Source organism: Mesocryomonas fontinalis, from assembly GCF_055730125.2.
On the sequence record NZ_JBUZWG020000003.1, the window covers coordinates 283,902 to 309,977 of the forward strand.

The following is a 26,076-nucleotide window of genomic DNA, read 5'->3' on the forward strand; positions in this document are numbered from 1 at the left end:
CTCAGGCCTCGGGCAAGCCGCCGAGCGGCGCGACGGGTGCGGACAGCAGCGTGGCGTCGCCGCCGAGCAGCACGCTGCAGCGCGCGGCCGCGGCCCGCAGCGCCAGTTCGATCGACGTCCACGCCTCCTCGATCCGGCGCCGCGGCCCGCCGACGGTCAGCGCGCCGATCAGCGCCTGGCCGACCCCGAACACCGGCGCCGAGACGCTGGCAAGATCGGGATCCCGCTCGCCCGCCGTCGACCAGCTGCCGCGGGCGCGGATCGCCGGATAGTCTTCGCCCTGAGCGCCAAGGAAGGCGGCGAGCACCCGCCCCGTGGCGCCGCCCGGCAAGGGATGCGTATCGCCCACCCGCACGCGGTAGCCGAGGGAGCGGTCGACATTGACCCGGTAGAGGCAGACCCGCTGGTCGCCGTCGGCGACGTAGAAGCCGGCGCTCTCGTTGACGATCGCCGTCAGCGCCCGCATCTCCGGCAGCAGCACGTCGCCCGGCACCTGGCTGTTGCGGTAGACGGCGCCGAGCCGGAAGGCCGAGGCGCCCATGCGGTAGCGGCCGTCCGGCAGACGCTCGAGGTAGCGCCGCCGCAGCAGCGTCTCCGCCAGCCGCAGCAGCGTGCTCTTGTGCAGGCCGGTTCGGTCGGCGAGCGTTGCCAGCGTCAGCGGGCCGTCGTCCATGGAGAAGGCTTCGAGCAGGCCGAGCGCCCGCTCCACCGCCTGTACGCCGCCCTCGGCGCTCTCGGGCTTGCCCGTCTCGCTCACCGTGCCAGCCCTCCTCCCGGCGCCCGAACGGCGGCGAGATCCTCGTCCGCTGCGGCATTGCGCGAGAGATTGGGGCCGACATGGCCCAGCCGCAAGAGGCTGACGCATGCCCCGAGCATCGCCGTCCCGGCGGCGACGAAGAGCGAGATCTCAGCCCCGTCCATGCCGTAGCGCGCGAGAAGAAGTCCGACGATCGCTGTCCCCGTCGCCTGGCCGGACAACCGCGCGGTGCTCAGCATGCCGCTGGCCGCGCCGCTGCGCGATTTCGGCGCGGCGCCGATCATCGTGCGGTTGTTGGGCGACTGGAACAGGCCGAAACCCGCGCCGCAGAGCGCCATCCGCCAGACGATGTCGGCGATCCCCGGCTGCGCCGGCAAGAGGCCGAGTGCAGCGAGTCCCGCCGCCAGGAGGACAAGCCCGATGCCGCCAAGAAGACCGGGCGCATGGCGGTCGGACAGCCTTCCGGCGATCGGGGCCGCGACCGCCACCGCGATCGGCCAAGGCGCCATCAGCAGCCCGACGGTCACCGGCGGGAAGCCGTAGCGGCTGAACAGAAGGAAAGGCAGCGCCACCTGGGCCATCATGTGCGCGGCAAAGGAGGCGATCGAGGTGCCGATCGACAGCGCGAAGATCGGCTTCGCCAGGAGATCCAGCGGCAGCAGCGGCAGCGGGTTCGGCAGTTCGCGCCGCACCAGGAGGACCGCGGCGACAAGGCCGACGCCGATCTGCAAGGCGACGAGCTTCAGGTCGACGCCATGCCCGATGCTGTCGACGCTGGTGATCAGGAGCCCGAACATCGCCGCGCTCAGCAGCGCCGCCGTGACGTCGAAGCGCCGCGGCGACAGGTCACTGTCCGGCAACGCCCGCACCGCCAGGACAGCGGCTAGAGCGCCGAATGGCACGTTGATAGCGAACAGCCAGGGCCAGGACGCCCAGTGCAGCACGAAGCCGGCAAGGGTCGGCCCGATCGTCGAGGCGACGGCCACCACCATCGCGTTCATGCCGATCGCCGTGCCGAGCCGCGCCTTCGGCACGATGTAGCGGATCACCGCGGTGTTGATGCTCATCAGCCCGGCCGCGCCGAACCCTTGCGCGATCCGCGAGAGCGTCAGCACTGGCAGCGACGGCGACAGCGCGCAGGCGAGCGAGGCCAAGGTAAAGACGGCGAGCCCGGCGCTGTAGACGCGGCGATAGCCGTAGATCTCGCCGAGGGCGGCGAACGGCAGCAGCGAGATCACCAGCGCCATCTGGTAGCCGTTGACGATCCAGATCGAGCTCGCCGGGGTGACGCCGAAGTCCGCCGCGATCGCCGGCAGCGCAACGTTCGCCACCGAGCTGTCGATGACGGCAAGGCTGATGCCGATGATTACCGTCGCCAGCGCCCATTGGCGCCGCGGCGATTCCAGTCCGTCCGTCTGCATGCCACCACCCGATGTCGGAACGCTCCAGGAATAGAACGTCGTTTCGCCTGGTGAAATACTCCTTGCTGCACTGCAATGAAAGGGTGAAACCGTTCACCTCCGCGCGATCCACACCCGTGCCCGAAAGACCCGCCACAGGCGAATACCGATCACTTGGGCGACACGGCAAAAAAATTTGGCCACTGGTGGATGGAAATCCGGCGGGCGCCGTATACCCGGTCATGAAGGACGAAAACCTCGACGTCACAGGACAGCTCGGACCGCTTCGGCGCTATGCGCTGTCGCTGACGCGGCATTCCGCCGACGCCGAGGATCTGGTGCACGACACGCTGGTCAAGGCGATCGAGCGGCAGGCGCAGTTCCGGCGGGGCCACAACCTCAGGACCTGGCTCCTGTCGATCCTGCACAACGCCTTCGTCGACCAGAAGCGGGCGCGCCGCGCGGAAACGCTGCGCACCGCCGAGTTCGGTCGCAGCGCCGAGACGGCCGCTCCCGCCGGCCAGGAGCACTCGGCCCGCCTTGCCGACGTGCGCGACGCCTTCCTCTCGCTGCCGGACGACCAGCGCGCCGCGCTGCACCTCGTTTCGATCGACGGGCTGTCCTACGAGGACGCCGCCGCAGCGCTGGGCGTGCCCGTCGGCACCGTCGTCTCGCGCATTTCGCGCGCGCGCGCCCGGCTGCGGGCGATCGAGGACGGCACCGCCGCCGGCGCCAACGTGATCCCGCTGCGGGCCTCCGAGTTCCCGCGAGAATCACCACGGCAAACCCCGCTTTCCCTTGGAGGTGTCGATGACAGCGCCTGACCCGATCGTCGAGACCGACCTCGTTTCCTATGTCGACGGCCAGCTTTCGCCGGAACGGCAGATCGCCGTCGAGGCGCATCTTGCCAGCCATCCCGCACTCGCCGCCCGGATCATGGCGGACCTGCGCGGCCAGCACGAACTGCGGCTGGCTTTGGCCGAGCCCCCGCTGCCGGGAAGCCTTGCCACCGCCGAGACCGCGCGCCGCTTGGAACGCGCGCTCGGCCGCCGCCGGGTCGGCGCCAGCCTGCGACGTGTCGCGGCCGTCGGCCTGTTCATCGCCGTCGGCTGGCTGGCGCACGCTGAAATGGGACCGCTCGGCGTGCGCGAGGTTTCCGCATCGGCGCAGCCGCCGGCCTTCGTCGGCGACGCCGTTCTCGCCCACCGCACCGCCGCCGTCAGCGCGAAGATGCCGTCGCAGGGCGGCACCAGCCGCTACGCGCCGGCCGAGATCCTCGCCGCCACCGCCATCGCCATGCCGAAGCTGCCGGCGGACTGGACGGTGACGGACGTGCAGCTCTTCCCCTCGCCTTTCGGCCCGAGCGTCGAGATGGCGGTCGAGACCGAGCTCGGATCGCTGTCGGTCTTCGCCGTGCGGCCCGGCCGGTTCGACGTGGTGGAACCCCGCACTACCGCTGAGGACGGCGTCACGGCGGCCTACTGGCAGGTCGGCGAGGTCGGCTACGCGCTGGTCGCCGACACCGCCCCGCGCGAGGCGCTCGGCCGCGCCGCCGCAGCACTCGCGCGCACCCTCTACTGAAGGCCGCAGCCCTCGGGCTGAGCTTTCGGCTGATCTCCCCCACCCCCAAAGGAGCTTCTCGATGAACACACCCACTCAATCCGGCTGGGGCGCACAAACCGCCCAGCAGTCCGGCGTCATCTTCGACGAGGGCCTGCGCAAGCACATGCTGCGCGTCTTCAACTACATGGGCCTCGGCCTCGTGGTCACCGGGTTGGTGGCCTACGTCGTCGGCACCACGCCGGCGCTCTACGTGCCGATCTTCTCCTCGCCGCTGAAGTGGGTGGTGATGCTGGCGCCGCTCGCCTTCGTGCTGGTGTTCTCGTTCAAGATCCAGACGATGTCGGCCGCGACCGCCCAGTTCGCCTTCTGGGCCTTCTGCGCCGTCATGGGCCTGTCGCTCGCCTCGGTGTTCCTGGTCTTCACCGGCGCCAGCATCGCCAACACCTTCTTCATTGCCGCGGCGATGTTCGGCGCGACCAGCCTCTACGGCTACACCACCAAGCGCGACCTGACGAAGATGGGCTCGCTCCTGATGATGGGCCTCATCGGCGTCGTCATCGCCAGCGTCGTCAACATCTTTATCGGCTCGTCGGCGCTGCAGTTCGCCGTCTCGGTGATCGGCATCATCGTCTTCACCGGCCTCACCGCCTGGGACACCCAGAACATCAAGGAACAGTATGCCGAGAACTTCTCCGAGGAGTCCCGGCAGAAGATGGCGGTGTTCGGCGCGTTCTCGCTGTTCCTCAACTTCGTCAACATCTTCCAGCTCTTGCTGAACTTCACTGGTGAGCGCGAATAGGCTCAGCGCGAATAGCCTCTCGGCCTTCATCGACCGACAAGGATGGCCCCGGCGTTTGCCGGGGCCATTTTCGTTTGGGGAGGCACGCATCGCGCTGAGAACGCGAGCATTTGTCGTCAGGGAAAACAGATCGCCGGCACGGGCCGGTTTCAGGCGACCAAAGTGGCTGATGTCGGCTGGTCGAAGATACGCACCGCGTTGCGCCCGGCGATCTTCGCCGCATAAAGCGCGATGTCCGCGCGCCGCGCGACCGCCTCGTAGCTGTCGCCGTCCTGCACCCTTGCCAGACCGACACTGCCGCCGAGGCTGACGCTGCCGCGGGAAATCATGATCGGCTGGGAGAGCGCGGCGACGAGCGCATCCGCCACCGCCGCGGCGCTACCGGCGGCCGTGCCGGTCAGGAGCATCGAGAACTCATCGCCGCCGGTCCGCGCCATCAAGTGCCCCTCCGGCGCGCCGTCCACCAGCCGCCGGCTCACCTCGCGCAGCACCTCGTCGCCGGTCTCGTGCCCATGCGTGTCGTTGATCGGCTTGAAGTGGTCGAGGTCGATGGCCAGCAGCGTCGCATGGCCCTCGGCCTCGGCAACCAGCGGCATGAACTTCTCCTCGAAGTGCCGGCGGTTCCAGAGACCCGTCAGCAAATCGGTCCGGGCGATCCGGTCGAGTTCCCGGCGGCTTTCCAGCATCTCGCGCACGCTATTGTACTGGACCTGGATGTTGCTGAGGATCGCCACCCAGCCGAGCAGCAGCGTCAGCGCCATCATCTGGTACATCGGGTCGCCCGTCGTCAGGCAGCCGAGGATGCCGAGCGCCATGAGGATAAAGCTCTGCACCCCGGCGATCGCCGGGCGCATCGCGACATACCCGACCAGCCCGGCGGCGTAACCGCAGCCGAGACCGTAGCACCAGGCGAAGGTCGGCACGTCGCCGAGAACGGCGGAGCGGAACATCATCCCGCCGAAGGCGGCGGAGTAGAGGAAGGCGGTCAAGGCATACCGCAGCTGCCAGGCCCGCAGATCGGCGCGGGACTCGCCGCCGCGCTGCCGCAACAGGTAGGCCACGCTGTTGGCGATCCGCAGCGTGCCAGCGACCGCTGCCGCGATGCTGAGCGCGATGAAGACGGCATCGCCGGTCCGCAGCGAGCAATAGACCGCCGCGACCATCAGCATGGCCGTGCTGAAGCATATCGCCTTGGCAGAGGCATACATCTGGTCCAGCATCTCGCCGAAGATCTGGCCGTCTACGTCGTCGCCCCGGACCCGACGGAAAATGCTGCCGATCATGCTTGCCCCATTTGAAAACCGTCAGAAAACTAGCACACGATTGTTAATTTAAAGCAGATAGTTGCTAGCCAACAGTGCGATAGCCAGCTAATATTCACGTAAACTTGTCTTTTCTAGTCGAGGCTAAGCAAACAGCCCATTATACCGCCTCGACAAAGTCGACAAGCCGCAAGTCGTACGAGAAGAACCGGGCTCTGTTCCCGCCGTAGGGAATCACGGGGCAACCTGCTCGCTCGGAGGGATGGCCGTCCTCTCGCCAAGACGGGAGCGCCTGTCAGGAGCCGCGATCGCTCGGTGCGCCAAGCGGCGACACCATTGCCGGAGAGCCCGCACGGAGTGCCGCATTCGGAGGCGCACTGCTCAAATCTTCGTCTTGGAAATCCGTTTATGCCGCTGTTTCAGCGTGGATTCACGCAGGGCTTCCCGGTATCGTGATTTTTGAAAACGTCGAACCATGCCGCCCTCGGACGAACGTCGGCCCAGATGAAACCTGAAGTATAGTCCCGCACCATCCAAGCAACGCTGGCTCTCGCTGACGCTGTGGCGCCGTGACGCAGCCGCCAGCCGCGAAGGTCCGGTGACCTGACAACTTGGCCCGCCGTCCGGCTCCGCTGATCCGCCGCATCCGCGTAGGCTCGCTTCCCTCGATCCCGTTCCTGCCCCTCGATCCAGTTCCTGCTTCTCGATCCAGTTCCCGCTTCTCGATAAGGACACGCCCATGCCGAACCTCACCCGCCGCGCCCTGGCGCTCCGTGCCGCCTGTGCCGCGGTTGTCCTTGGCTTCGGCCTCGGTGCGACGGCCGCCCGCGCGGATGGCGTCGATGCCATCAAGTCCGCTGGTGTCCTCAATGTCGGCGTCTTCTCCGACTTCCCGCCCTTCTCCTCGGTATCGTCCGACATGAGCCTCAAGGGCTACGACATCGACGTTGCCGAGATCCTCGCCAAGACCATGGGCGTCAAGCTGAACCTCGTCAGCGTCACCGGCCAGAACCGCATTCCGTTCCTCACCGAGAAGCGCGTCGACATCCTGCTCAGCGTCGGCCACAGCGCCGAGCGCGAGAAGGTCATCGACTTCACCAAGGCCTATGCGCCCTACTACATCGGCGTCATCGGTCCGAAGGCGCTCGCGGTGACCGACAAGGCCGGCCTTTCCGGCCACTCCATCGCGGTCAACCGCGGCACGCTGGAAGACACCTGGCTGACCGAGGCGGCGCCGAAGGATGCCGAGATCAAGCGTTTCGACAACTACAACTCGGTGATCCAGGCCTTCCTGTCCGGCCAGGCCGACATGATGGCGGTCGGCAACGACGTTGGCGCGCAGGTGCTCGCCAAGCAGACCGATCTGGCGCCGGAGCAGAAGTTCCAGCTGATGAGCTCGCCCGACCACATCGCGCTCGCCAAGGGTGAGCCGAAGCTGAAGGCAATGCTAGAGGAGACGATCGACAAGCTGCTGGCCGACGGTACGCTGAACGAGATCTCGGTGAAGTGGCTCGGCAAGCCGCTGGATCCGAAGGACCTCTGAACCGCATGCATTACAGCCTCGACTTCAGCTGGCTGGCCGAGGCTGCCACGATCCTGGCGGACGGCGCCGTTACGACGATCCTACTGATCGCCGTGGCCGCGCCGCTCGGCGTCCTCATCAGCATTCTCGGCGCAAGCGGCCGCCGCAGCCGGCTGAAGCCGGCGCGCTGGCTGGTCAGCTTCTATGTCGAGTTGATCCGCAACACGCCGTTCCTGGTGCAGCTGTTCTTCATCTTCTTCGGCCTGCCGGCAATCGGCGTGCGGCTCGACGGGATGACCGCGGCGATCCTCGCCATGACCATCAACCTCGGCGCCTACGGCACGGAGATCGTCGGCGCCGGCCTCGACGCCGTGCCGGAGGGGCAGAGCGAGGCGGCGCTGGCGCTCGGCCTGCGGCGCTACCGCGTCTTCGTCAGCATCGTCCTGCCGCAGGCGCTGAAGGTGATCTTCCCCGCCCTCACCAGCCAGCTGGTCATCATGATGCTGGAATCGGCTGTCGTGTCGCAGATTGCGGTCCGCGACCTAACCTACGAGGCCGACCTCCTGCAGGCCCGCACCTTCCGCGCCTTCGAGACATATCTCGTCGTCACCGCCGTCTATCTCGGCCTGTCGATGGCACTGCGGCGGTTGATGAACCTCATCGGCACCCGCTTCATCGCCCGCGGCCCTCCGCCCGAGGGCAAGGTCCCCCGCGCCGCCAAGGCCGAGAGCGCACTGGCGCCGATGCCGGGGGGCGGCGCATGATCGAGTTCACCCTCTGGGACATCCTGCGAAACCTGCTCCTGGCGGCGCGCTGGACCGTCCTCCTGTCGATCGCCGCCTTCGTCTGCGGCGGCACGGTCGGGCTCCTCGTTCTCCTCGCGCGGACCAGCCGGGGCAAGCTCCTCAGACGCGCCGCGCAAGGCTACATCGCGCTGTTCCAGGGCACGCCCTTGCTGATGCAGCTGTTCCTGGTGTTCTTCGGCCTGCCGCTGCTCGGACTTCGCATCGAGGCCTGGACGGCCGCCGTCCTCGCGCTGACGCTGTTCGCGAGCGCCTACCTCGGCGAGATCTGGCGCGGCGGGGTCGAGGCGATCCCGGACGGGCAGTGGGACGCTGCGCGGAGCCTTGGCCTGCACACGGTCACCCAGCTTCGGCTGATTGTCCTGCCGCAAGCCTTCGCGATCACCCGAGCGCCCACCGTCGGCTTCCTGGTTCAGCTGGTGAAGAGCACGGCGCTGACCTCGATCATAGGCTTCGACGAACTGGTCAAGACCTCCAACGCCATCAACAACGCTACCTTCGCGCCGTTCACCGTCTACGGGGTTGTCGCGCTGATCTACTTCGCGATGTGTTTTCCGCTGACCCGCTATGCCAAAGCGCTGGAGCGTCAGGCGGCTGTCGCGCGGCGGTAAACCTTCAGCGCCAATTGCGTTGCGCCAGGTACCCGCGACAGTCCAGTGCCAAGGCAAAAGCCGGCACACGCTGGATGGGAATTGGCGCCTGTGGGCTGCGCGGCGACCTACGCCATGCACCTGTAGCGGATTGGGATATTCGTTAGTTGAGAATTTCGCCGGCGATCCGGCTGAGCGCATTGACGATGTCGGCTGGCGGATAGGGTTTTGCGAAGAACATCCCGTTCTCCGGCATGTCGCCTGCGCCGACCTTCACCCGGCCGGACGTCATGATGATCGTCACCGGTGGCCAGCGGTCGCGGACGGCGCGGGCCAGCTTCAGTCCATCCATCGTGCCCGGCATCTCGACGTCGCTGAACAGGATGCGGATGTCCGGGTGTCGCTCCAGCAGGCCAATCGCCGCATCGGCATCGCGGGCGCCGTAAACCGAGAGGCCGGCATCCTCGACCAGCTCCATCGCGTCCATCAGGAGAATGGGGTCATCTTCGACCACGAGGACGGCATACTGCCGGTAGTTTACCGATTCACCCATGCAGCCAGAACTTCATCCAGAACATAAGAGTTCCTGCAATGCGTTGAAACAAAATCATGATTTTGTTTTGCCAGCGAGTTCACCGATGTCGCTCACTAGCCGGAAACGCACTCCGGACGGGTCGAAATCGAGCGCCGCCCTGCCGTTGAAGTACGGCGCCACCACACGTTCCACGAGCTTGGTCCCGAACCCCGTCCGCTCGGGCAGCACGACGCGTGGTCCTTCGCTTTCCACCCAGTCGAAGACGAACTCATCCTCCGGCGTCACCGTCCAGGACACGTCGACACGCCCATGCTCGGTCGACAGAGCGCCATACTTGGCCGCATTCGTCGCCAGTTCATGCAAGGCGAGCGACAGGCCGAGGCCTTGCTGCGCCCGCAGCGGCAGGTCCGGCCCGGCAATGCTGATCAGCTGTCCGGTCCGGTGCGCCTCCAGCGCGCCCTCGACGATGCTGCGAATGCCCGCATCCGGCCGGTCGGGCTGGATCAGGATATCCTGGGCACGGGCGAGAGCGTTCAGCCGCGCATTGATCGCCGTGCGTCCCTCCTCGACCGTCGTCACCTGCCGGAAGGTCTGCGAGGCAATCGCCTGTACCATGGCGAGGATGTTCTTCACCCGGTGCGCCATCTCGTGCGCCAGGTCGTTGCGGCGCTCCTCGGCAAGCTTGCGCTCGGTGATATCGACGGACGCCCCAGGGAAACGCAGCGGGACGCCGTTGCCATCGCGCACCAGCTTTCCGCGCGCCAAGACCCAGCGCACCGAACCATCCGGCTGGAGCACCCGGTACTCGCACGAAAACTCGGGAGCACCGCCGAACAGTCGTTCGAGCTCGGCCTGGAACTCCGGCATGTCGTCGGGGTGGAAGTTCTTGATGTACTCGCTGAGCGGCGCCCCGGCGCTCGCCCAGTCGGGATCGACGGTGTAGATACGGGCGAAGTTCGGGTCGGAATAGATCAGGTCGCTCTGCAGATCCCAGTCCCAGACGCCGACCATGCCGGACGCCCCGAGGGCAAGGTTCAGCCGCTCCTCGCTGCGCGCGATCCGCGTATCGGTGATGTCGCGCGAAACCGACAGCAAGGCCTCCGGCTTGCCGTCGTCGCCGAGAATGGGCGTCACCTGGACGTCCCAGTACCGGGCGCGTCCCTTCAGCGTATCCGCCATCCCCTGGAAATGACCGACATGGCCGGCCCGTGCCGCCTTTACGGCGGCCAGCGCATCGATATTGCCTTGCTCGGTCCAGAAGTCTGGCCAGGAACAGCCGCGGATCGCCTCGAAGTCGTCGACTTCCATCACCCGCTGCCCGCCGGCGCTCATGAACACCACACGCGCGTCGAGATCCATCACCTTGATGCAGTCGTTCGAAGAAGCGAGAATCCGGGCGAGGAACGAGGGATCGGCAAGCTCTGCGGGGGTCAGGACGGGAGAGGTGGTCACGCAACAAATCCGAGCGGCATGCATCGCCACAGAAGCCAGCTATACGATGCAAGGGTCCGAAATCAACTCTTGGCCGAATTCGAGGTTACGAACTCTTCTTCTTCTCGCCGCCCTCGCCAGCCGGCAGCGGCATTCAGCCAGGGTTCTGCTTCGTCACCCGGGCCATGACGCAGAGCAGCTCGAACAGCATGGTCGCGCCGGCCAGCGCCGTCATCCCGCCGAGGTCGAAGGGTGGCGAAACCTCCACCACATCCGCGCCGACGATGTCGATGCCCTCGAGCAGACGCAGCATCTGCTGCGCCTCGCGCGTCGTGAAACCGCCCACCTCGGGCGTCCCCGTGCCGGGTGCCATCGACGGATCGATGCAGTCGATGTCGAAGGTGACGTAAGCCGGGCCCGTGCCGACGATCGCCCGCGCCTCGGCCATCACGTCCTCGACGCCGCGCCGCACGACCTCCTCCATGTAGATCACCCGCATGCCCTGCGCCCGCGCCCAGTCGTGCTCGCCGACCTCGTAGACCGATCCGCGAATGCCGATCTGCACCACCCGCCGCGGGTCGAGCAGGCCCTCCTCGACCGCCCGCCGGAACGGCGTACCGTGGGTGTAGAGATTGTCGCCGAAATAGCGGTCGTTGGTGTCGGAATGGGCGTCGAACTGGATCATCCCGACCGGACGATCGGCGGCGACCGCGCGCAGCACCGGCAGCGTGGTCAGGTGGTCGCCGCCGGCGCCGAGCGGCCGCGCCCCGGCGGCGACGATTGCCGCGACGCCGGCCCGGATGATCTCGAGATTGGTCTGCAGGTCGACAGGGTTGACCGCCAGATCTCCGATGTCGGCGACGTTGGCGAGGCTGAAGGGTTCGATGCCCGAAACATGGTGCACCCGCCGCATCAGGCTCGACTGGTTGCGGATTTCGCGCGGGCCATGCCGGGCGCCGGTACGGTTGGTGGTGCCGCCATCCCAGGGAATGCCGTAGAGGGCGATGTCGAGACCTTCGGCGCTTGCGACCACCGGCAGGCGCATGAAACTCGCGATCCCGGCAAAACGCGGGACAAGGGCGGCATCGATCGGCTGGAAGCGGTCCAAGTCTTGCTCCATTCTGGTTCTAGGCACCACCGCGCGGGCAGCATTCCGGCCTACAGCATCGACGCGGAAATCGGAACGGGTCGACGGAAGTCCGCTTCGTCGATTCAGTCGTCGATTCAGAGAGTGAGGACGTCCTTCGGGCGCGTGCAGGCCCGCACGGCGCTCCAGCATCACACCGCCGGGACAGGCAGGCAGCTGCCAGCCCCGTCGACCGTCGCAATGCCTGCGGGATGCTCCGCGGGACAAAGCATGCGAGAATTCAGGTGGCTCTCGCCTCCGCCCTCGCCTTCTCCCCTTCAGCAAGGACCTGCGGCCGCCGCGGCCCCGACCATGATGATCAGATTTCTTCGTCTCCTCGCCCTCGCGACCCTCCTCTTCATCGCCTCAGCCGGCGCCTTCGCCCCGACGGCCTCGGCGCAGGGCGAGCCGAATCCGGTTCAAGTGATCGACGCCCAGAGCGCCGAGTTCGACAACATCAGCAAGGCGCTCGGCAACGACATGCCCTCGGCGCAGCGGATTTCGTTGCGCGACCGGGCGAGCGCGGTGCAGTCGCGCGCCGCGGCCGCCGCCACGGCGCTGGTGCCGCAGCTCGAAAGTCTCGACTCGCGTCTGAAGGAGCTCGGCGAACCGGCCGAAGCGGAATCGGCCGACATCAAGACCTTGCGCGAGCAGCTCGGCCAAGAGCGCAGCGACGTCGATTCTGCCATCAAGCGCGGCCGTCTCCTCTCCACCGACGCCAATGATGCGGTCGATACGATCAACCGGTCGCTGGCCGAGGAGTTCAACCGCAACACGTTCGAAAAGACGGCATCGCCGCTCAGCGCCAATTTCTGGAAGCCGGTCCTCGTCGCCTGGCCGGCGGACATCGCCAGGCTCGAGACGTTCCGCTACCACCTCGCCGACGGCTTCTTCGAAGGCATCACCGGTTCCAACCCGATCATCATCGGTCTGTCCTTCCTGGTCGCGGGCGTGATCTGGCTGCCGGTTCGCCGGCGCCTCCGCAGCATCGGCCGGCAGTTCGCCATCGATCATGCGCCGGGGACCCGCGCCCGCCGGTCGGGCCTCGCTCTCTGGTTCGTGCTCGTCGGCACGCTCAGCGCCATCATCGCGCTGTTCGTCCTCGTCCAGGGCCTGCGCTGGGCCAATGCGCTGACGCCGGACGTCGACGCGGTGGTCTCCAGCATGGTGCTCAGCGCCTCGATCGGCGCCTTCATCGTCTCGCTCGGCGCCGGCCTGCTGCTGGTGGACCAGGCATCATGGCGGCTGCTGCCGATCGGCGACGCGGCCGCCACGAAGCTGCGGCCCTACCCTTTGATCACCGCCATCCTCGGTGCCTTCGGCATCGGGTTGATCCAGCTGAACAGCACCATTGCCGCCAGCCCGCCCTCCACCGCGGTCGCCAACCTCGTCATCGCGCTCGGCTATGCAAGCTTGACGCTGGCGATCCTCATCACCGTCCGCAGGCTGCGCCGGCGTGACCCAGACGCAGAAGAGGTCTCGCAGCCCTCGGCGACGCGCTCGCTGGTGACGCTCGCCTCGATGCTAGGCTGGCTGGCGCTCGCCGTCAGCCTCGTCGCGGCGCTGCAGGGCTACATCAACTTCTCGCTGTTCATCGGCCGGCAGACCTTCTGGTTCGCGATCGTCGTGGCGGCGGCTTACCTTCTCCTGGTGGTCACCGACGATTTCTCGACCATGCTGCTGTCGGGCGATGGCTGGCTCGGACGCGCCGCCAATGCGGGCCTCGGCATCCGCAAGAGCCGCGTCAGCCAGGCCGGCGTCGTGGTCTCCGCCTTCCTGCGGATCGCCATCGTGCTGCTCGCCCTCGCGGCGATCTTCGCGCCCTTCGGACCCGGCACCGGCGCGCTGTTCTCGCAGTTCGGCGACCTCTCCTCGATCAATCTCGGCGGGTTCACGCTGGCACCGGGCGCCATCCTGAAGGCGCTCCTGGCCCTCGTCCTCGGCCTTGCCGCCATGCGTGTCGTCCGGCGCTGGCTCGACGAGACCTATCTCCCGACGACCGAGCTCGACGCCGGCGCGCGCAATTCCGCCAGCATGATCGTCAGCTATGCCGGCATCATCTTCGCCAGCTTCTGGGCGCTGACCTCGCTCGGCATCGGGGTCGAGCGCATCGCCCTCGTCGTCTCCGCACTGTCGGTGGGTATCGGTTTCGGCCTGCAGGCGATCACCCAGAACTTCATCTCGGGGCTGATCCTTCTCGCCGAGCGGCCGGTGAAGATCGGCGACATCGTGCGCATCGGCACCGACGAGGGTGACGTCAAGCGCATCAACGTGCGCTCGACCGAGATCCAGATCGCCGACCGCTCGACGCTGATCGTGCCGAACTCCGAGCTGATCACCAAGTCGATCCGCAACATGACGCTCGCCGACCCGATCGGCCGCGTGCAGATCATGTTCACCGCGCCGATCACCATCGATGCCATCGCGGTGCGCGAGACGCTGCTGCAGATCTTCGACCGGCACCCGGCCGTGCTCGACGACCCGAAGCCCAACGTCTTCATCGACGCGATCTCCGACGGCAAGATCAGCTTCAACGCCCTCGCCTTCGTCGCCGGCCCCCGCCAGGTCTACTCCACCCGCAGCGCACTGCTCTTCGCCGTTCTCGAGAAGTTCCGCGCCGACGACATCCAGTTGACGGCGCCGGCGTAGGCGTCGCGCCTGAAAGGTCGGGCGATCGGTGCAATGGGTTGAGCGCGGGAAAACGGCCATAACCCTGGCGGAAGAGGTAGCCCGTCTGCCGGCGCCTGCAGGTGTTTACGGACGCCGCGTCGACCTGCATCCCTTCACCCGCTGCCGCATCAGTGGGTCCAGAGCTTGAAGGCCTCGCAAAACGTCACGGTGGAGAGCCTCTGCCCTTGCGGATCGCAGATGTCGATCTGCTGCCCGCCGACCACCTGGCCGGTCCGGACCCGCTCGGCGAGGATCTCGCGTGCGGTGGCCAGCGCTTCCTGCCGTGCCGCCTGGAGGTTGAGAAAGGCGCTACCCTCCGGATCCTCGATGACGTCGTTTCCATCGCGCAGGGGGAAATAGTAGTGCGGCATATCCCCACTTCCTATGTCGATGCAGTCCACCCGGGTTCACCGTTCCCGCATCTTCTGAATTTTCCGGGGCGTTGTCCATGCGGGTGACCTCGCTATTCACTTAGGCACGGTGCGTGAAGCGGACTACGATTGCCCACAGCGACAGGCCGAAGCCGATGCTCCGATGGTGCTGTGCGCGGCTATTCCTGCACGGCACTACAGCACAGCGCGTCATCGAAGGTCGCGCTCTTTTTCAGGCAAAATCCTCGTCGGGAGGCTGGCATCCGGGAGAACCCTTCGGGGCGCATCGTCAGGGCGGACAAACGACCTTAACGCTGTTGACAAACAGTAGGCGCCTAGCGGATGTCGCTTCGGAACTAAATATGCAATGAACACTTAGACGGCAGTTCGCTGATGCCGCGTACTGTCCAACTGGCCCGAGAGTGAGGGCGTAAGGGTCGTTGATGTCCGTGCCAATCCTGCAGTCCAACGTTCGCAACCGCCTGCTGCGGGCGCTTGCACCGGCGGACTTCTCGCTCCTGGCGCCGCATCTGATCTACCGTCCCTTGCCCCTGCGCAGCATCGTCGAAGGCCCCGACAGCCCGAGCGACGGCGCGATGTTCTTCGAGAGCGGCATCTGCTCGTCGGTGGTCGTCGGCCAGGAGGGCGATCTGTCTGAGGTCGGCCACATCGGCCGGGAGGGCATGTCCGGCCGCCACATCCTCCACTGTGCGCCGCTGCCGTCGAGCCAGATGATGGTGCAGGTTCCCGGGTCGGCGCTGCGCATCGACGCCGGGCCGCTGACCCGCGCCCTCGACCGGAGCGCCAGCCTGCGCGGACTGCTGCTGCGCTATCTCCAGAGCGTCGACATCCAGCTCGCCCACTCCATGCTCGCGGTGACGCGCTTCAACGTTCACCAGCGCCTGGCGCGCTGGTTGCTGATGTGCCACGACCGCGTCGACACCGACGACCTGCCGCTGACGCACGACATCCTCGCACGAATGCTGGGCGTCAGGCGCGCCAGCGTGACGCAGGAGATCCAGATGCTCGAAGGGCTGGGCGTGGTGCGCGCCATGCGCGGCAATGTCCGCATCCTCGACCGCACCAGGCTGATCGCCATGACCGCCGGCAGCTACGGCATTCCGGAGGCCGAATACGAACGGCTGATCCAGCCGCCTTGCCTCGCCGAACGCAGGTCGCTGGCGGCGGTCGACTGACCCTCTGCGCCCCGGCAAGACCCGGGCAAGAGTGGACATCCGGCCGGCATCGCGCTTAATCCGGCGATGACCGACGCCCAGCTTCTTGCCACCATCGCCGCGTCGACCTCCTTGCGCGAAGGCGCCGAGGGGGTCGCGCTGATCCTGCGCACCGCCTTTCGCGACGGGCCGCTGCTGCTGCGCGATCTGGCGCGACAGGTGCGGATGCCGTTGCCCGTGGTCGGTGCGGTGCGGCGGGAGCTAGAACTCTGTGGCCTCCTCGACCGGGGCCAGGGCGTCGAACTCAGCGAAGCCGGCAAGTCCTTCTGCGCCGAGATCCTCGGCATCTCCGCCCGGCACGACGCGCGCTGCTCCTGCTGCCACGGCCATGGCGTCGTGGTGGCGCCCGATCTCGTCGATCTCGTCCGGCTGATGGAAGAGCACGTCGCCCGCGGACCGGCGGTGGACGTGACGCTCGACCAGGCCCCTTGCACGCCGGAGACGGCGGTGCGGCGGGCGCTCGCCATGCACGAGGCCGGGGCGCTCGACGGGCGCTCCATCCTGGTGCTCGGCGACGATGATTCGATGTCGGTCGCCTTGCTACTGCTCGCCCGCGCGATCGGCGCCCGGCCGCGCCGACTGACCGTGCTGGAGCTCGATCCCGCCCGCATCGCCCACATCACCGAAGCCGCCGAGCGGCATGGCCTCGCCATCGAGATCGTCGCGCAGGACCTGCGCGATCCGCTGCCGGAGGCGTTGCGCCGCCAGTTCGACGTGTTTGAGACCGACCCGCCCTATACCGTCGACGGCATGGCGCTGTTCGTCTCCCGCGGGCTCGAGGGACTGCGCGACGAGCCCGGCCTGCCGGGCTTCCTCTCCTATGGCGATCTCGCGCCCGACGACCTCCTGGACCTGCAGGCGCGGCTAACCGAGATGGGCCTCGTCGCAACCCGCATTCGTCCCTCTTTCAATGCCTATCAGGGGGCCTCGATCCTCGGCTCAGTCGGCCAGCTGATCGATCTCCGGACCACCAGCCGGACCCGTCCGCTGACCGCCGCCGACGGCGCCTTCGCCGCGCCGATCTACACGGCCGAGGTCCGCCCGCGCGACCGCCGCTACCAGTGCCGGGCCTGCAGAACGGTGACGCCGGTCGGCCCGAAGGAGACTTTCACCACCGTCGAGGCGCTGAAAGCGGCCGGCTGCCCGCACTGCGGCGCGACGGTGTTCAAGCGCCTGCATGCCAAGACCGCTCACTGACGCAGGCTTCCAGAGCACGCCCTATCCCGCCAGCGAAAACCCGCTGGCCCGGCACCGCAGCCGTGTTACCGTGGCAGCATGACCCTGATGGCCCTCCTCGTCTTCGCCGGCGCAATTCTCGCTGATTCGATCAGTCCCGGTCCGACCGTGGCCGCGCTGGTCGCCCGCGTCCTGTCACGCGGCGTGCGCGGTGTCCTGCCGTTCCTGCTCGCCATCTGGCTGGGCGAAGCGCTCTGGCTCAGCGCCGCCATTGCCGGCTTGGCGACGCTTGCCGCGACGTTCAGCCGGCTGTTCGAGATCATCAAATGGATCGGCATCGCCTACCTGGCTTTCCTCGCCTGGCAGCTGCTCACGCGCCAGCCGGAGGCCGAGGGCGAGCGGGAGATCCCGATCCGCGGCAGCGCCGCCGCGACCTTCCTCTCCGGCCTTTCCGTCTCGATCGGCAATCCGAAGAACATGCTGTTCTACCTCACCCTCCTGCCTTCGATCATCGACATGCAGGGGGTCACCAGCACAGGCTGGCTGGAACTCGTGGCGACGCTCCTCGTCACCCTGGTCGCGATCGATCTGACCTGGGTCCTTCTGGCATCGAGGGCCCGGCATCTCCTGCGCAACAGCCGCGCCGTCCGGCGCATCAACCAGATCAGCGGCGGCGCCATGGCGTTGGCAGCGGCCGCCATCGCCACCCGTTGACCAACAGATTCCAGCTCTACAAAAGGGCCCCCAGGCTCGGAAAGGGCCGGGGTCAGAGGCCGGGCTAGGCTGCCCGCTTCTGGGCCGCCTCGACGGCGGCGACGAGGCCGGCCACGCTGTCGGAGCGCTCGATCTCGGCCATGGTCAGCTCGACGCCGAACTCTGCCTCGAGGGCGAGGACGATGCGGACATGGCCAAAGCTGTCCCAGGCGCTGACGTCGGCGGCCTTGGTGTCGGGCGAGAGTTGCTCGGGCGAGAGGTCGAGCACGTCGGCGGCGGTGGCGATGATCGCCTGGGCAAAAGTGGTCAAGTCGGCGCTCCCGGCGTGAGGATAAGGTCGATTCCCTCGGGTACGCCGTCGAGCGCCCCGCCCGCAAGGCCGAGATCGTAGATCCACCCCCCGTCCGACGCGACGAAGCCATGAAGGGCGAGCGCGTCGCGGGCAGGTTGGTTGCGCGGCAGAGGCTGGATCTCGGCACGGATGCGCCGGAGCCCGGCCGCTTTCGCCTGAATCGCGAGACCATGGAGCAGCGCGCCTTCGACGCCGCGCTGCAGCGCGCGGCAGCTGAGGAAAAGATTGTCGATGACGGCCTCCTCGCCCTCCCGGTGCGCCAGCACCAGCCCGACAAGCCCGTGCGCGCCAAAAGCGTCGTCGAGGCGCGCCATGGTGTCGAGCCCGTCCGGCCGGGCGGCGAGCTGTGGTCCGTTCGGCCGGTAGGCGGTGAACAGGAACTGGTTGACCCGGCTCGCCAGCTCGGCCGCACGCGGGCGCAGCGGGGCACCGAGCGGCAGCAGCGTGACGCGGGTGTTGAGCCCCCGCAGGAAGGCCGCCTCGTCCGCCGCCGTATCGCGCAAGCGTTCCACCGCCGCCCGGCGCCGGTACTGCGCCGCGCGTTCGGGCCCGGAAGGCCCGCCCGCCAGCAGCGGATCGGCAAGGAGCGCTGCAGCAAACGCATCCGGGTCCCCGGCGAAGAGGCGAACATCCATCGCCGGAAAGCGCGCAGCGACGGCCGCGCAGTTCACCGGGTCGTCGTCGATGAACACCGTGTGATCGGGCGCGAGGCCGAGCCGATCGAGGATATCGGCGACGAGCGAGGCCTTGTCGGCCCAGCCGACGGCGCGGGCGGCGAAGGCGTCGGGCCCGAGCGGCGCGACGAACCGCAGCGCAGCCTCGACGTCGGCGGGATCGTTGCGGCTGGCGATGGCGAGCACCAGGCCGCGGTCGCCGAGGGCGGACAGCGTTTCGGCATAGGCGCGGTGCAGCGCTGGCATGCCGTCGCCCGTGACGACGTCATCGCCCTCGCCGAGAACGCCCTGCCAGAGCGTACCGTCGAGATCGGTGATCAAGAGCTTTGGCGCCGTGCCCTCGAGCCGGGCGGCAAGGCCGGCGGCAGCATCGGCAAGGCGATCGGCAGCTTCGCTGGTGAGGATCGCACCGAAGGTAGCGGCAAAGCGCTGGTCGAACACCGCGGCAACCGGGATGTCGAGCGGCGCGACGTCGGCGCCCTCCGCGGCTCCGCCAGCCGGCATGCCGGGCAGCCTGAACCGTGCGAGCGCCACCGGCGCCATGGTCAGTACTGCCAGCCTTGCCGCGAGGTCGCCCAATGCGGCGGCGCTCTCGGGCGAAGCGCCGTCATCCGGCATGGACAGCAAGGTCATCCGCACGCCCGCTGCCGGATCGCTACCGGCCGCGGACTTTTCCTGCGGATCAGCCGGCGCGTCCGCCCCCTCCGACAGCAAGGTGCGCACGCCAAGAATGCCCTCGACGCTGCGCAGCGTCAGCGCGAAGCCGGCGATGGCAAAGCCGAGGGTCAGCGCGTCGGCGAGCGAGCGCGGCTGTTGGGTGGTGGCGAGGAGAACCGGCATCGGCCGGCCGAAACGGTGCCCGGCATCGGCCTCGGCCGCCTGCAGGAGAGCCGCCGCTCGGGTTGCGCCGAGGATGGCCCGCGCCGCGCGGAGCTCCCGCGCCAGCGCGGCCGGCCCGGTCTCGGCAGCGGCGAGCAGGCTGCCGCGCGTCGGCCGTTCGCCGCCGGAGGGCAGGAAATGCCAGCCGGCGGGGCGCATCAGACGGTTCCGAGCGACTCGATGTGGCGGGTGACGTAGCTGCGCTCGACGACGCCGTCCGGGCAGATCCGCCGGGCGATCTCATCGATGGCCGCATCTTCCGACATGTCGGGGTTGCAGAGGAGGATGTCGGCCATCACCAGGCGGTATTCCGGCCAGGTCGTCAGCATGATGTGGCTCTCGGCCAGAAACAGCACGAAGGTCACGCCGTGCGGCACGTAGCGCTGGGCGTGCTCGCCGATCACCGTCGCGCCGGCGGCGGTTGCCGCGGCGACGGCCGCCTCGCGCAGCGCGGTCTCGTCTTCCATGAGCGCGTTGCAATTGCGCATGTCCGCAAGGACCTGCCGGATTCTCATGGCGTCACCATTCTGCAAGCTGTATTCAGGCCGCGCCGGGAAACGGCGTCAGGACGGACGGCGGCGATCGCTCGCCTTGGCCGGTTCCACGAAGCCGGTTCTATAATGATTGCGCCGCCGAGCGGCAAGCACAGCGGACTTTCGAGGCCCGCTTCTCCTTGGAAAGGGCGCGATGCCGGCCGATACTCCCCGCTTCACCTTGCGCGATTTTCGTCCAGCCGACATCGACGCGGTCGCCGGTTTCGAGGCCGAGATCGCCGTGCGGTCCTTTGCCGACGAGGCGGTTACCGACCTCGACCACTACCGCAAGAAGCTCGTCAAGCTGCTGAAATACGGCGACGACTGGACCAAGGTCCTGGTCGGCGCGAATGGCGCGGTGATCGGCTGGGCCTGGGTCGCGGCGCGACAGAACTTCATCACCGGCGACAGCTATGCCGACTTCCGCAGCCTCTACGTCGACGGCGCCCGCGCCGGGCCGGCGGCGGCCGTGGCGCTCCTGCGCGCGGTGATGGCGCATGCCGAGGCGAAGGGTTTCACCCGCATCGTCGGGCGCACCGCCACCAGCAATGCGGCGATGCGCTCGCTCTACCAGCTCGCCGGCTTTGCCGAGCGGCACGTGGTCTACGAGCTCGACATCGGCCCCGACGCGCCGCGGCGCCGGACCGAGTAAGGACGAAGCCTAGATCATAGCGCGAGGCCGAAACCGCTCAGGTCGAGCCGGCGTCGACGAAGAAATCCTGGCCGGTGCACATGGCGGCTTCGTCCGAGGCGAGGAAGAGAATCATCCGGGCGAGATAGACCGGCTCGATCTCCACCGGGATGCACTGGCGCTGCAGGTGCGCGGCGACCCCCTCCGGCGTCGCCCAGAGCTCCTTCTGCCGCTCGGTCATCACCCAGCCCGGCACCACGGTGTTGACGCGGATGCGGTGCGCGCCGAGATCGCGGGCAAACGAGCGCGTCAGCCCATGCACCGCGGCCTTGGCCGAGGCATAGACCGGCATGCCGCCCATCGTCTGCATCCAGGAAACCGAGCCGAGATTGATGATCGAGCCCTTGTTCGCGGCGATCATGCCGGGCGCCACGGCCTGGATGGCGAAGAACTGGTGGCGGAGATTGGTCGCCATGCGCTCGTCGTAATAGTCCGGGGTCACCTCGGCAAAACCGTGCCGGTCGTCGCGAGCGGCATTGTTGACGAGGACGCCGCAAGGCCCGTGCGCGGCCTCCAGCGACGCCATCACGGTGCGCAGCGCGTCGATGTCGCGGAGGTCGCAAGCCTCGAAGCGGACCCGGCCGCCCGACGCCGAGAGCTCGGCGGCCAGCGCCGCGCCGCGGGCTGCGTCGATGTCGATGAAGCCGACCCGCGCGCCTTGCCCGGCGAAGGCACGCACGGTCTCGGCGCCGATGCCGGAGGCGCCGCCGGTGACGATGACGGCAACGCCCTCGAGGCTGGGATAGGTGGCGTAGGTCATCGGTGCGCTCCAGCAGCCTCGGTCTCTCGTCCGCACTCGCGCCGGACGCCCGCGAGCATCCACCACCGCCGCCGCGGCCGGTCAAGCCCTTCTGCCGGCAAGCGGGGCTTGGCCTCGCGCCGTCCAGCTGAGGTGCAGAGGCGCCAGAGGCCGGGACCGTCGAGACGCCGCCGGGAGGACGGCACGCCTCCTCCTCGCCCGCGGTTTTGCGGACGCGGTGCGATGCGGTAAGGGAGCGGCATCCTGCCCCGCCGCGGGGAGCCCTATCCGGACCCGCCATGCCTGCCGCCCCTCCCCGCAAAATCCTGTTCGTCGTCACCGAGGACTGGTTCTTCGCCTCGCACTTCCTGCCGATGGCGCGGGCGGCGCGCGAGATGGGGCTGGAGGTGCGCGTCGTCTGCCGGATCCGCGGGCATGCCGGGGCGATCGCGGCGACCGGTGCCGTGCCGATCGCGCTCGAGGCCGAGCGGCGGAGCCTTAATCCGCTGGCGGCGGTGGGCGTTGTCCGCCGGCTGGCGCAGGTGATACGGGCGGAGCGGCCGGACATCGTCCACTGCATCGCGCTGAAGCCGATCCTCCTCGGGGGCTTGGCCGCCCGCCTTGCCGGGATCGAACGGCGGATCTTCGCGCTCACCGGTCTCGGCCTGATCGGCGCCAAGCAGGACCGCGTCGGCAAGGGTGCGCGCGCGTTGGTGAAGGCGGCGATCCGCGGGCCGCTGTCGACGCCGCGCACCCGCTATCTGTTCGAGAATGCCGACGATCCCGGGCTTCTCGGCCTCGATCCCAGCGCGCCCGAGGTGACGATCGTCGGCGGCGCCGGCGTCGATCCCGTCGCTCTTCCCGAGCTGCCGCTGCCCGGCCAGCCACCGCTCCGGGTGGCGCTCGTCGCCCGCATGCTGTGGTCGAAGGGCGTCGACATCGCCGTCGAGGCGGTGCGGCTGGCGCGGCAAGCGGGCGCCGACGTCGAGCTCTCGCTCTATGGTGCGCCGGATCCATCCAACCCCAAAGCGGTGCCGCAAGCGACGCTCGAGGCTTGGGCGCGTGAGGACGGCGTCGGCTGGCACGGCCATGCGGGCGACGTCGCCGCGGTGTGGCGGCAGCATCACGTCGCGTGCCTCCCCTCGCGCGGCGGCGAGGGCCTGCCGCGGACATTGCTGGAGGCCGCGGCCTGCGGGCGGGCAATGGTCACCACCGACGTGCCGGGCTGCCGCAGTTTCGTCGAGCACGGCATCAGCGGCATCGTGGTGCCGCCCGGCGATGCGCCAGCGCTGGCGGCGGCCTTCGTGCGCCTCGCCAAAGAGCCGCTGACCGTCACCGCCATGGGCCATGCGGCCTGCGCCAGGGTGCTGGCCGGTCATACCGAGCGGCAGGTGATGGACAGCGTCAAGGCGCTCTACGCCGCACTGCTGGCGTCCTGACAACCGGGCCCGGTATCGCGGCGGCCGCCTATGGCAATCGGTGCCGGCGGCGGTGACATCGTGAAAGCCGCCGACGCAGGCGGCGTTTCCCCGTCTCCTCCGATGTCACGAAGCGGTTTGCGAGGAGCGTTCCGCTGAGCAGCGCTGGCTCAGTACTTTACCATCAGCGTGCGGCCGATGTCGCCGAAGTCGGGCTTCACGCCGAGGAAGGTGGCGGAGCGGCGGACGATCTCGCCCACCATCGGCGCGGCGTTCCAGCCGGCCTGGGCGTTCGGCTTGCCCGGTTCGGTCTTCGGCTCGTCGATGATGGCGAGCACGAGATAGCGCGGCTTCTCGATCGGGAAGGCGCCGACGAAAGCGTTGAAGATCTTGTTGTGGTTGTACTTGCCGTGCTCGACCTTCTCGGCCGTGCCGGTCTTGCCGCCCACGTGGTAGCCGGGAATGTTGGCGTTGCGGCCCGAGCCTTCCTCGCCGTTGATGCGGAAGATCGTGCGCATGTCCTTCGAGGTTCGCTCCTCGACGACCCGCACCTTGATTGCATCGGCCTCGGCCTTGGTCCGCGGCAGGAAGGTCGGCGGGATGTAGAAGCCGCCATTGATCAGCGCCGCGGCGGCGACCGCGGTGTTCAGCGGCGTCGTCGACACGCCATGGCCGAAGGCGATGGTCATCGAGTTGATCTTCTTCCAGACTTTCGGCTGGGTCGGCGTCGCGACCTCCGGCAGCTCGGTCTTGATGCGGCTGAGCAAGCCGAGCCGGGTGAGGAAGGCCTGGTGCCCCTCGATGCCCACCATGTCCGCCTCGCGCGCCGAGCCGACGTTCGAGGAGTACTTGAAGATCTCCGGCACCGTCAGCGAGGAGCCCTTGTTGTGGAACTCCTTGATCGTATGGCCGGAGACGCGGAACGGCGTCGTGTCGATCGAGCTGTTGATGTTCACCTTGCCCGAATCCAGCGCCATGCCGGTGGTGAAGATCTTGAAGGTCGAGCCCATCTCGAACACGCCGGCGGAGATGCGGTTGAGGTTCTCCTTCTTCTGCGCGTCGACCGGGTTGTTCGGGTCGTAGTCGGGGACCGAGCCCATGGCGACGATCTCGCCGGTCTCGACGTCCATCACCAGGCCGCCGGCGGCGATCGCGCGGTACTTCTTCATCGCCACCGTCAACTCGTCGCGCAGCACGTGCTGGACGCGCAGGTCGAGCGCGAGCTTGACCGGCTCGAGCTTGCCGTTGCCGGCAAAGCCGCTGGCCTGGAGGTCGCGGAAGCCGCTGTCGTCGACATACTTCTCCATGCCGGAGATGCCCTGGTTGTCGATGTTGGTGAGCCCGAGGACGTGGGCGGCGGTGTTGCCACCGGGATAGAAGCGGCGCTTCTCGGTGCGGAAGCCGATACCGGGGAGGCCAAGCGCGAAGACCTGCTGCTGTTGGCGCGGGGTCAGCTCGCGCCGCAGCCAGGCGAAGCCCTGCTCGGAGGACAGCTTGGCATGCAGGCTCTTCGGGTCGAGATCGGGCAGCACGCTGAGCAGCGCCTCGGTGGCCTCGTCGACATCGACGATGCGCTTCGGCTCGGCGAACAGCGACGCCATCTTGATGTCGGTCGCCAGCACCTCGCCGTTGCGGTCGAGAAGGTCGGGACGCGTGATCGGGCCGCGCTGCGCGCCGGCCTGGTAGGCGCTGGTCGGATCGCCGGCAATGCCGATCATCGCCAGCCGGCCACCGATCACGCCATAGACGCCGCAGAACAGGCCGACGGCCAGCAGGAAGCGGCTTTTGCTCCGGCGGGCATTGCGCGGCTGGACGGTCCAGCCGTCCGCCGTCGGACCGGGCGCGGCAGCGACCTTCGGAAGGCGGATCGGGAGGGCCGGAAGCTTCGGAAGACGCATGGAGATATCCTGTCGCAAGCCGGCACGCGGCGGGCTCGACCCCCGCTCGCGCCGGCAGCCCGCATGAGAGTGCGAGCCCGGCCCGTTTTCGATCCCTACAGGTCCCACATTCATCCTAAAGACTTGGTAAATGTCGGCGAAAGAATTTCACCGTTCATCAAGGGCTCGGCGCGACCGGGACACCGACGCGGCATCGCAATGACGCGGCGTGCGAACGCCCGGCACCGCCCGCGGCGATCATTTCCCCGTGGGCATGCGGCAGAGAGCAGAGGGCGCCGTGACGCCGCGGCAAGGGCCGTGCTACGGCTTGATTCGGGGCGGGAGGAGCCCGTTTCTCGGGAGAATGAGATGACACTGGTTTCGGAACGGGCCGCGGCGACAATGCTGGCCCTTGTGACGGCGGGTCTGGCGATGCCGGCATTCGCGACGATGGCGTCGGCGCAGACGATCGAGGCGCTGCAGACGGCGGAAACCGCCAGCAAGGCGGCCTGGGAACAGCTGCCGCTGACCGAGAAGAAGGTGACCTTCGTCAAGGCGAGCTCGACCGGCTACGGCATGTACGACGCCCGCGACAACAACATCTTCAAGCCCGGCGAGCCGATCATCTCCTATGTCGAGCCGGTCGGCTTCGGCTGGAAGCCCGTCGACGGCGGCAAGTACGAGATCGGCTTCGTCATCGATCTCGCCTTGAAGACCTCGGATGGCACCCTCGTCAGCGACCAGAAGGGCTTCATGTCGGTCAAGCAGGAGAGCCACGAGCAGAACCAGGAATACTCCATCGACATGACGCTGACCCTCGAAAGCGCCCCTCCCGGCAACTACACCGTCACCTATACGCTGCACGACACGTCGAGCGACGAGGTCTCGAGCTTCGACCAGGACTTCGTGGTCTCGCAGGAGGAGTAGCAGGACGCCGCCAGCGTCCCCCCAACGCCCAG

Annotated in this window: 24 protein-coding genes and 1 pseudogene; 13 read left to right on the top strand and 12 right to left on the bottom strand. The window is 68.0% G+C overall.

The genetic code is table 11. The annotated features are described in order from the left end of the window. Position 1: 1 nt before the first annotated feature. Together ACZL02_RS09400 and ACZL02_RS09405 are read right to left on the bottom strand one after the other, a co-directional pair. Positions 2-757 carry an IclR family transcriptional regulator gene (locus ACZL02_RS09400; protein WP_472937287.1) on the bottom strand — a complete coding sequence of 252 codons (756 nt, stop codon included), beginning with the start codon at positions 755-757 and terminating at the stop codon, positions 2-4. Next, the gene (locus tag ACZL02_RS09405) at positions 754-2,178 is read right to left on the bottom strand and encodes an MFS transporter (protein WP_472937286.1); all 1,425 of its coding nucleotides are present in this window, start codon (positions 2,176-2,178) and stop codon (positions 754-756) included. Before ACZL02_RS09405 ends, ACZL02_RS09400 begins: the two co-directional genes overlap by 4 nt. Before the next feature lie 221 nt (positions 2,179-2,399). On the opposite strand from ACZL02_RS09405, the gene ACZL02_RS09410 reads away from it, so the two are divergent. The 3 genes from ACZL02_RS09410 to ACZL02_RS09420 all read left to right on the top strand — a co-directional run bounded on the left by ACZL02_RS09410 (position 2,400) and on the right by ACZL02_RS09420 (position 4,519). Then, positions 2,400-2,981, top strand: coding sequence for a sigma-70 family RNA polymerase sigma factor (locus tag ACZL02_RS09410; RefSeq protein ID WP_472937285.1), 582 nt, complete (start codon positions 2,400-2,402; stop codon positions 2,979-2,981). Then, on the top strand, positions 2,968-3,738 hold the full coding sequence (locus tag ACZL02_RS09415; RefSeq protein WP_472937284.1) for an anti-sigma factor family protein: 771 nt from the start codon (positions 2,968-2,970) through the stop codon (positions 3,736-3,738). Before ACZL02_RS09410 ends, ACZL02_RS09415 begins: the two co-directional genes overlap by 14 nt. Before the next feature lie 61 nt (positions 3,739-3,799). Continuing rightward, a complete protein-coding gene (locus tag ACZL02_RS09420) occupies positions 3,800-4,519 on the top strand; it encodes a Bax inhibitor-1/YccA family protein (RefSeq protein ID WP_472937283.1) in 720 nt (239 codons plus the stop codon). Positions 4,520-4,668: 149 nt separating this feature from the next. On the opposite strand, the gene ACZL02_RS09425 is transcribed toward ACZL02_RS09420, so the two are convergent. Further along, positions 4,669-5,802, bottom strand: coding sequence for a GGDEF domain-containing protein (locus ACZL02_RS09425; RefSeq protein ID WP_472937282.1), 1,134 nt, complete (start codon positions 5,800-5,802; stop codon positions 4,669-4,671). Positions 5,803-6,520: 718 nt separating this feature from the next. On the opposite strand from ACZL02_RS09425, the gene ACZL02_RS09430 reads away from it, so the two are divergent. The 3 genes and pseudogenes from ACZL02_RS09430 (at position 6,521) to ACZL02_RS09440 (ending at position 8,717) form a co-directional block, all read left to right on the top strand. Beyond that, positions 6,521-7,324, top strand: a complete 804-nt coding sequence (locus tag ACZL02_RS09430) for a transporter substrate-binding domain-containing protein (RefSeq protein ID WP_472937281.1) — start codon at positions 6,521-6,523, stop codon at positions 7,322-7,324. Between the two features lie 5 nt (positions 7,325-7,329). After that, positions 7,330-7,989 (top strand): annotated as a pseudogene (locus ACZL02_RS09435) (amino acid ABC transporter permease); the annotation flags it as partial. Between the two features lie 74 nt (positions 7,990-8,063). Further along, positions 8,064-8,717, top strand: a complete 654-nt coding sequence (locus ACZL02_RS09440) for an amino acid ABC transporter permease (protein WP_472937280.1) — start codon at positions 8,064-8,066, stop codon at positions 8,715-8,717. 142 nt (positions 8,718-8,859) lie between these two features. Here ACZL02_RS09440 and ACZL02_RS09445 read toward each other — a convergent pair whose 3' ends face one another. The 3 genes from ACZL02_RS09445 to speB all read right to left on the bottom strand — a co-directional run bounded on the left by ACZL02_RS09445 (position 8,860) and on the right by speB (position 11,782). Next, complete coding sequence (locus tag ACZL02_RS09445) at positions 8,860-9,249, bottom strand: response regulator (protein ID WP_472937279.1); 390 nt, start codon at positions 9,247-9,249, stop codon at positions 8,860-8,862. A 54-nt stretch (positions 9,250-9,303) separates the two neighbouring features. After that, positions 9,304-10,683 carry a sensor histidine kinase gene (locus tag ACZL02_RS09450; protein WP_472937278.1) on the bottom strand — a complete coding sequence of 460 codons (1,380 nt, stop codon included), beginning with the start codon at positions 10,681-10,683 and terminating at the stop codon, positions 9,304-9,306. Between the two features lie 133 nt (positions 10,684-10,816). After that, complete coding sequence (gene speB, locus ACZL02_RS09455) at positions 10,817-11,782, bottom strand: agmatinase (protein ID WP_472937277.1); 966 nt, start codon at positions 11,780-11,782, stop codon at positions 10,817-10,819. Positions 11,783-12,100: 318 nt separating this feature from the next. On the opposite strand from speB, the gene ACZL02_RS09460 reads away from it, so the two are divergent. After that, the gene (locus ACZL02_RS09460) at positions 12,101-14,437 is read left to right on the top strand and encodes a DUF3772 domain-containing protein (RefSeq protein ID WP_472937276.1); all 2,337 of its coding nucleotides are present in this window, start codon (positions 12,101-12,103) and stop codon (positions 14,435-14,437) included. Positions 14,438-14,586: 149 nt separating this feature from the next. Here the strand turns inward: ACZL02_RS09460 and ACZL02_RS09465 are convergent, their stop codons facing one another. Continuing rightward, positions 14,587-14,829, bottom strand: coding sequence for a DUF6894 family protein (locus tag ACZL02_RS09465; protein ID WP_472937275.1), 243 nt, complete (start codon positions 14,827-14,829; stop codon positions 14,587-14,589). Between the two features lie 443 nt (positions 14,830-15,272). Here ACZL02_RS09465 and ACZL02_RS09470 point away from each other — a divergent pair, with 443 nt between their 5' ends. The 3 genes from ACZL02_RS09470 to ACZL02_RS09480 all read left to right on the top strand — a co-directional run bounded on the left by ACZL02_RS09470 (position 15,273) and on the right by ACZL02_RS09480 (position 17,954). Then, complete coding sequence (locus ACZL02_RS09470; protein WP_472937274.1) at positions 15,273-16,025, top strand: Crp/Fnr family transcriptional regulator; 753 nt, start codon at positions 15,273-15,275, stop codon at positions 16,023-16,025. 66 nt (positions 16,026-16,091) lie between these two features. After that, positions 16,092-17,261 (top strand): bis-aminopropyl spermidine synthase family protein, encoded by a 1,170-nt coding sequence (locus ACZL02_RS09475; RefSeq protein ID WP_472937273.1) that lies wholly within the window; start codon positions 16,092-16,094, stop codon positions 17,259-17,261. A 78-nt stretch (positions 17,262-17,339) separates the two neighbouring features. After that, positions 17,340-17,954, top strand: coding sequence for a LysE family translocator (locus tag ACZL02_RS09480; RefSeq protein ID WP_472937272.1), 615 nt, complete (start codon positions 17,340-17,342; stop codon positions 17,952-17,954). 64 nt (positions 17,955-18,018) lie between these two features. On the opposite strand, the gene ACZL02_RS09485 is transcribed toward ACZL02_RS09480, so the two are convergent. From ACZL02_RS09485 to ACZL02_RS09495, 3 genes are read right to left on the bottom strand one after another with little or no spacing between them, the layout of a single operon-like run. Further along, a complete protein-coding gene (locus ACZL02_RS09485; RefSeq protein ID WP_472937271.1) occupies positions 18,019-18,264 on the bottom strand; it encodes an acyl carrier protein in 246 nt (81 codons plus the stop codon). Continuing rightward, positions 18,261-20,018, bottom strand: a complete 1,758-nt coding sequence (locus ACZL02_RS09490; protein ID WP_472937270.1) for an HAD-IIIC family phosphatase — start codon at positions 20,016-20,018, stop codon at positions 18,261-18,263. Before ACZL02_RS09490 ends, ACZL02_RS09485 begins: the two co-directional genes overlap by 4 nt. After that, positions 20,018-20,374 (bottom strand): S-adenosylmethionine decarboxylase family protein, encoded by a 357-nt coding sequence (locus ACZL02_RS09495; RefSeq protein ID WP_472934067.1) that lies wholly within the window; start codon positions 20,372-20,374, stop codon positions 20,018-20,020. Before ACZL02_RS09495 ends, ACZL02_RS09490 begins: the two co-directional genes overlap by 1 nt. A 172-nt stretch (positions 20,375-20,546) precedes the next feature. Between ACZL02_RS09495 and ACZL02_RS09500 the strand changes: the two genes are divergently transcribed. Then, positions 20,547-21,044 (top strand): GNAT family N-acetyltransferase, encoded by a 498-nt coding sequence (locus ACZL02_RS09500; RefSeq protein ID WP_472937269.1) that lies wholly within the window; start codon positions 20,547-20,549, stop codon positions 21,042-21,044. 37 nt (positions 21,045-21,081) lie between these two features. On the opposite strand, the gene ACZL02_RS09505 is transcribed toward ACZL02_RS09500, so the two are convergent. Beyond that, on the bottom strand, positions 21,082-21,843 hold the full coding sequence (locus tag ACZL02_RS09505; RefSeq protein ID WP_472937268.1) for an SDR family NAD(P)-dependent oxidoreductase: 762 nt from the start codon (positions 21,841-21,843) through the stop codon (positions 21,082-21,084). A 278-nt stretch (positions 21,844-22,121) separates the two neighbouring features. Between ACZL02_RS09505 and ACZL02_RS09510 the strand changes: the two genes are divergently transcribed. Further along, complete coding sequence (locus ACZL02_RS09510) at positions 22,122-23,261, top strand: glycosyltransferase family 4 protein (protein WP_472937267.1); 1,140 nt, start codon at positions 22,122-22,124, stop codon at positions 23,259-23,261. A 149-nt stretch (positions 23,262-23,410) separates the two neighbouring features. Here ACZL02_RS09510 and ACZL02_RS09515 read toward each other — a convergent pair whose 3' ends face one another. Next, entirely contained in the window at positions 23,411-25,138 is a 1,728-nt protein-coding gene (locus ACZL02_RS09515) for a peptidoglycan D,D-transpeptidase FtsI family protein (protein ID WP_472937266.1), read from the bottom strand. Positions 25,139-25,486: 348 nt separating this feature from the next. Here ACZL02_RS09515 and ACZL02_RS09520 point away from each other — a divergent pair, with 348 nt between their 5' ends. Next, on the top strand, positions 25,487-26,044 hold the full coding sequence (locus tag ACZL02_RS09520; protein ID WP_472937265.1) for a hypothetical protein: 558 nt from the start codon (positions 25,487-25,489) through the stop codon (positions 26,042-26,044). The last annotated feature ends 32 nt before the right edge of the window (positions 26,045-26,076 follow it).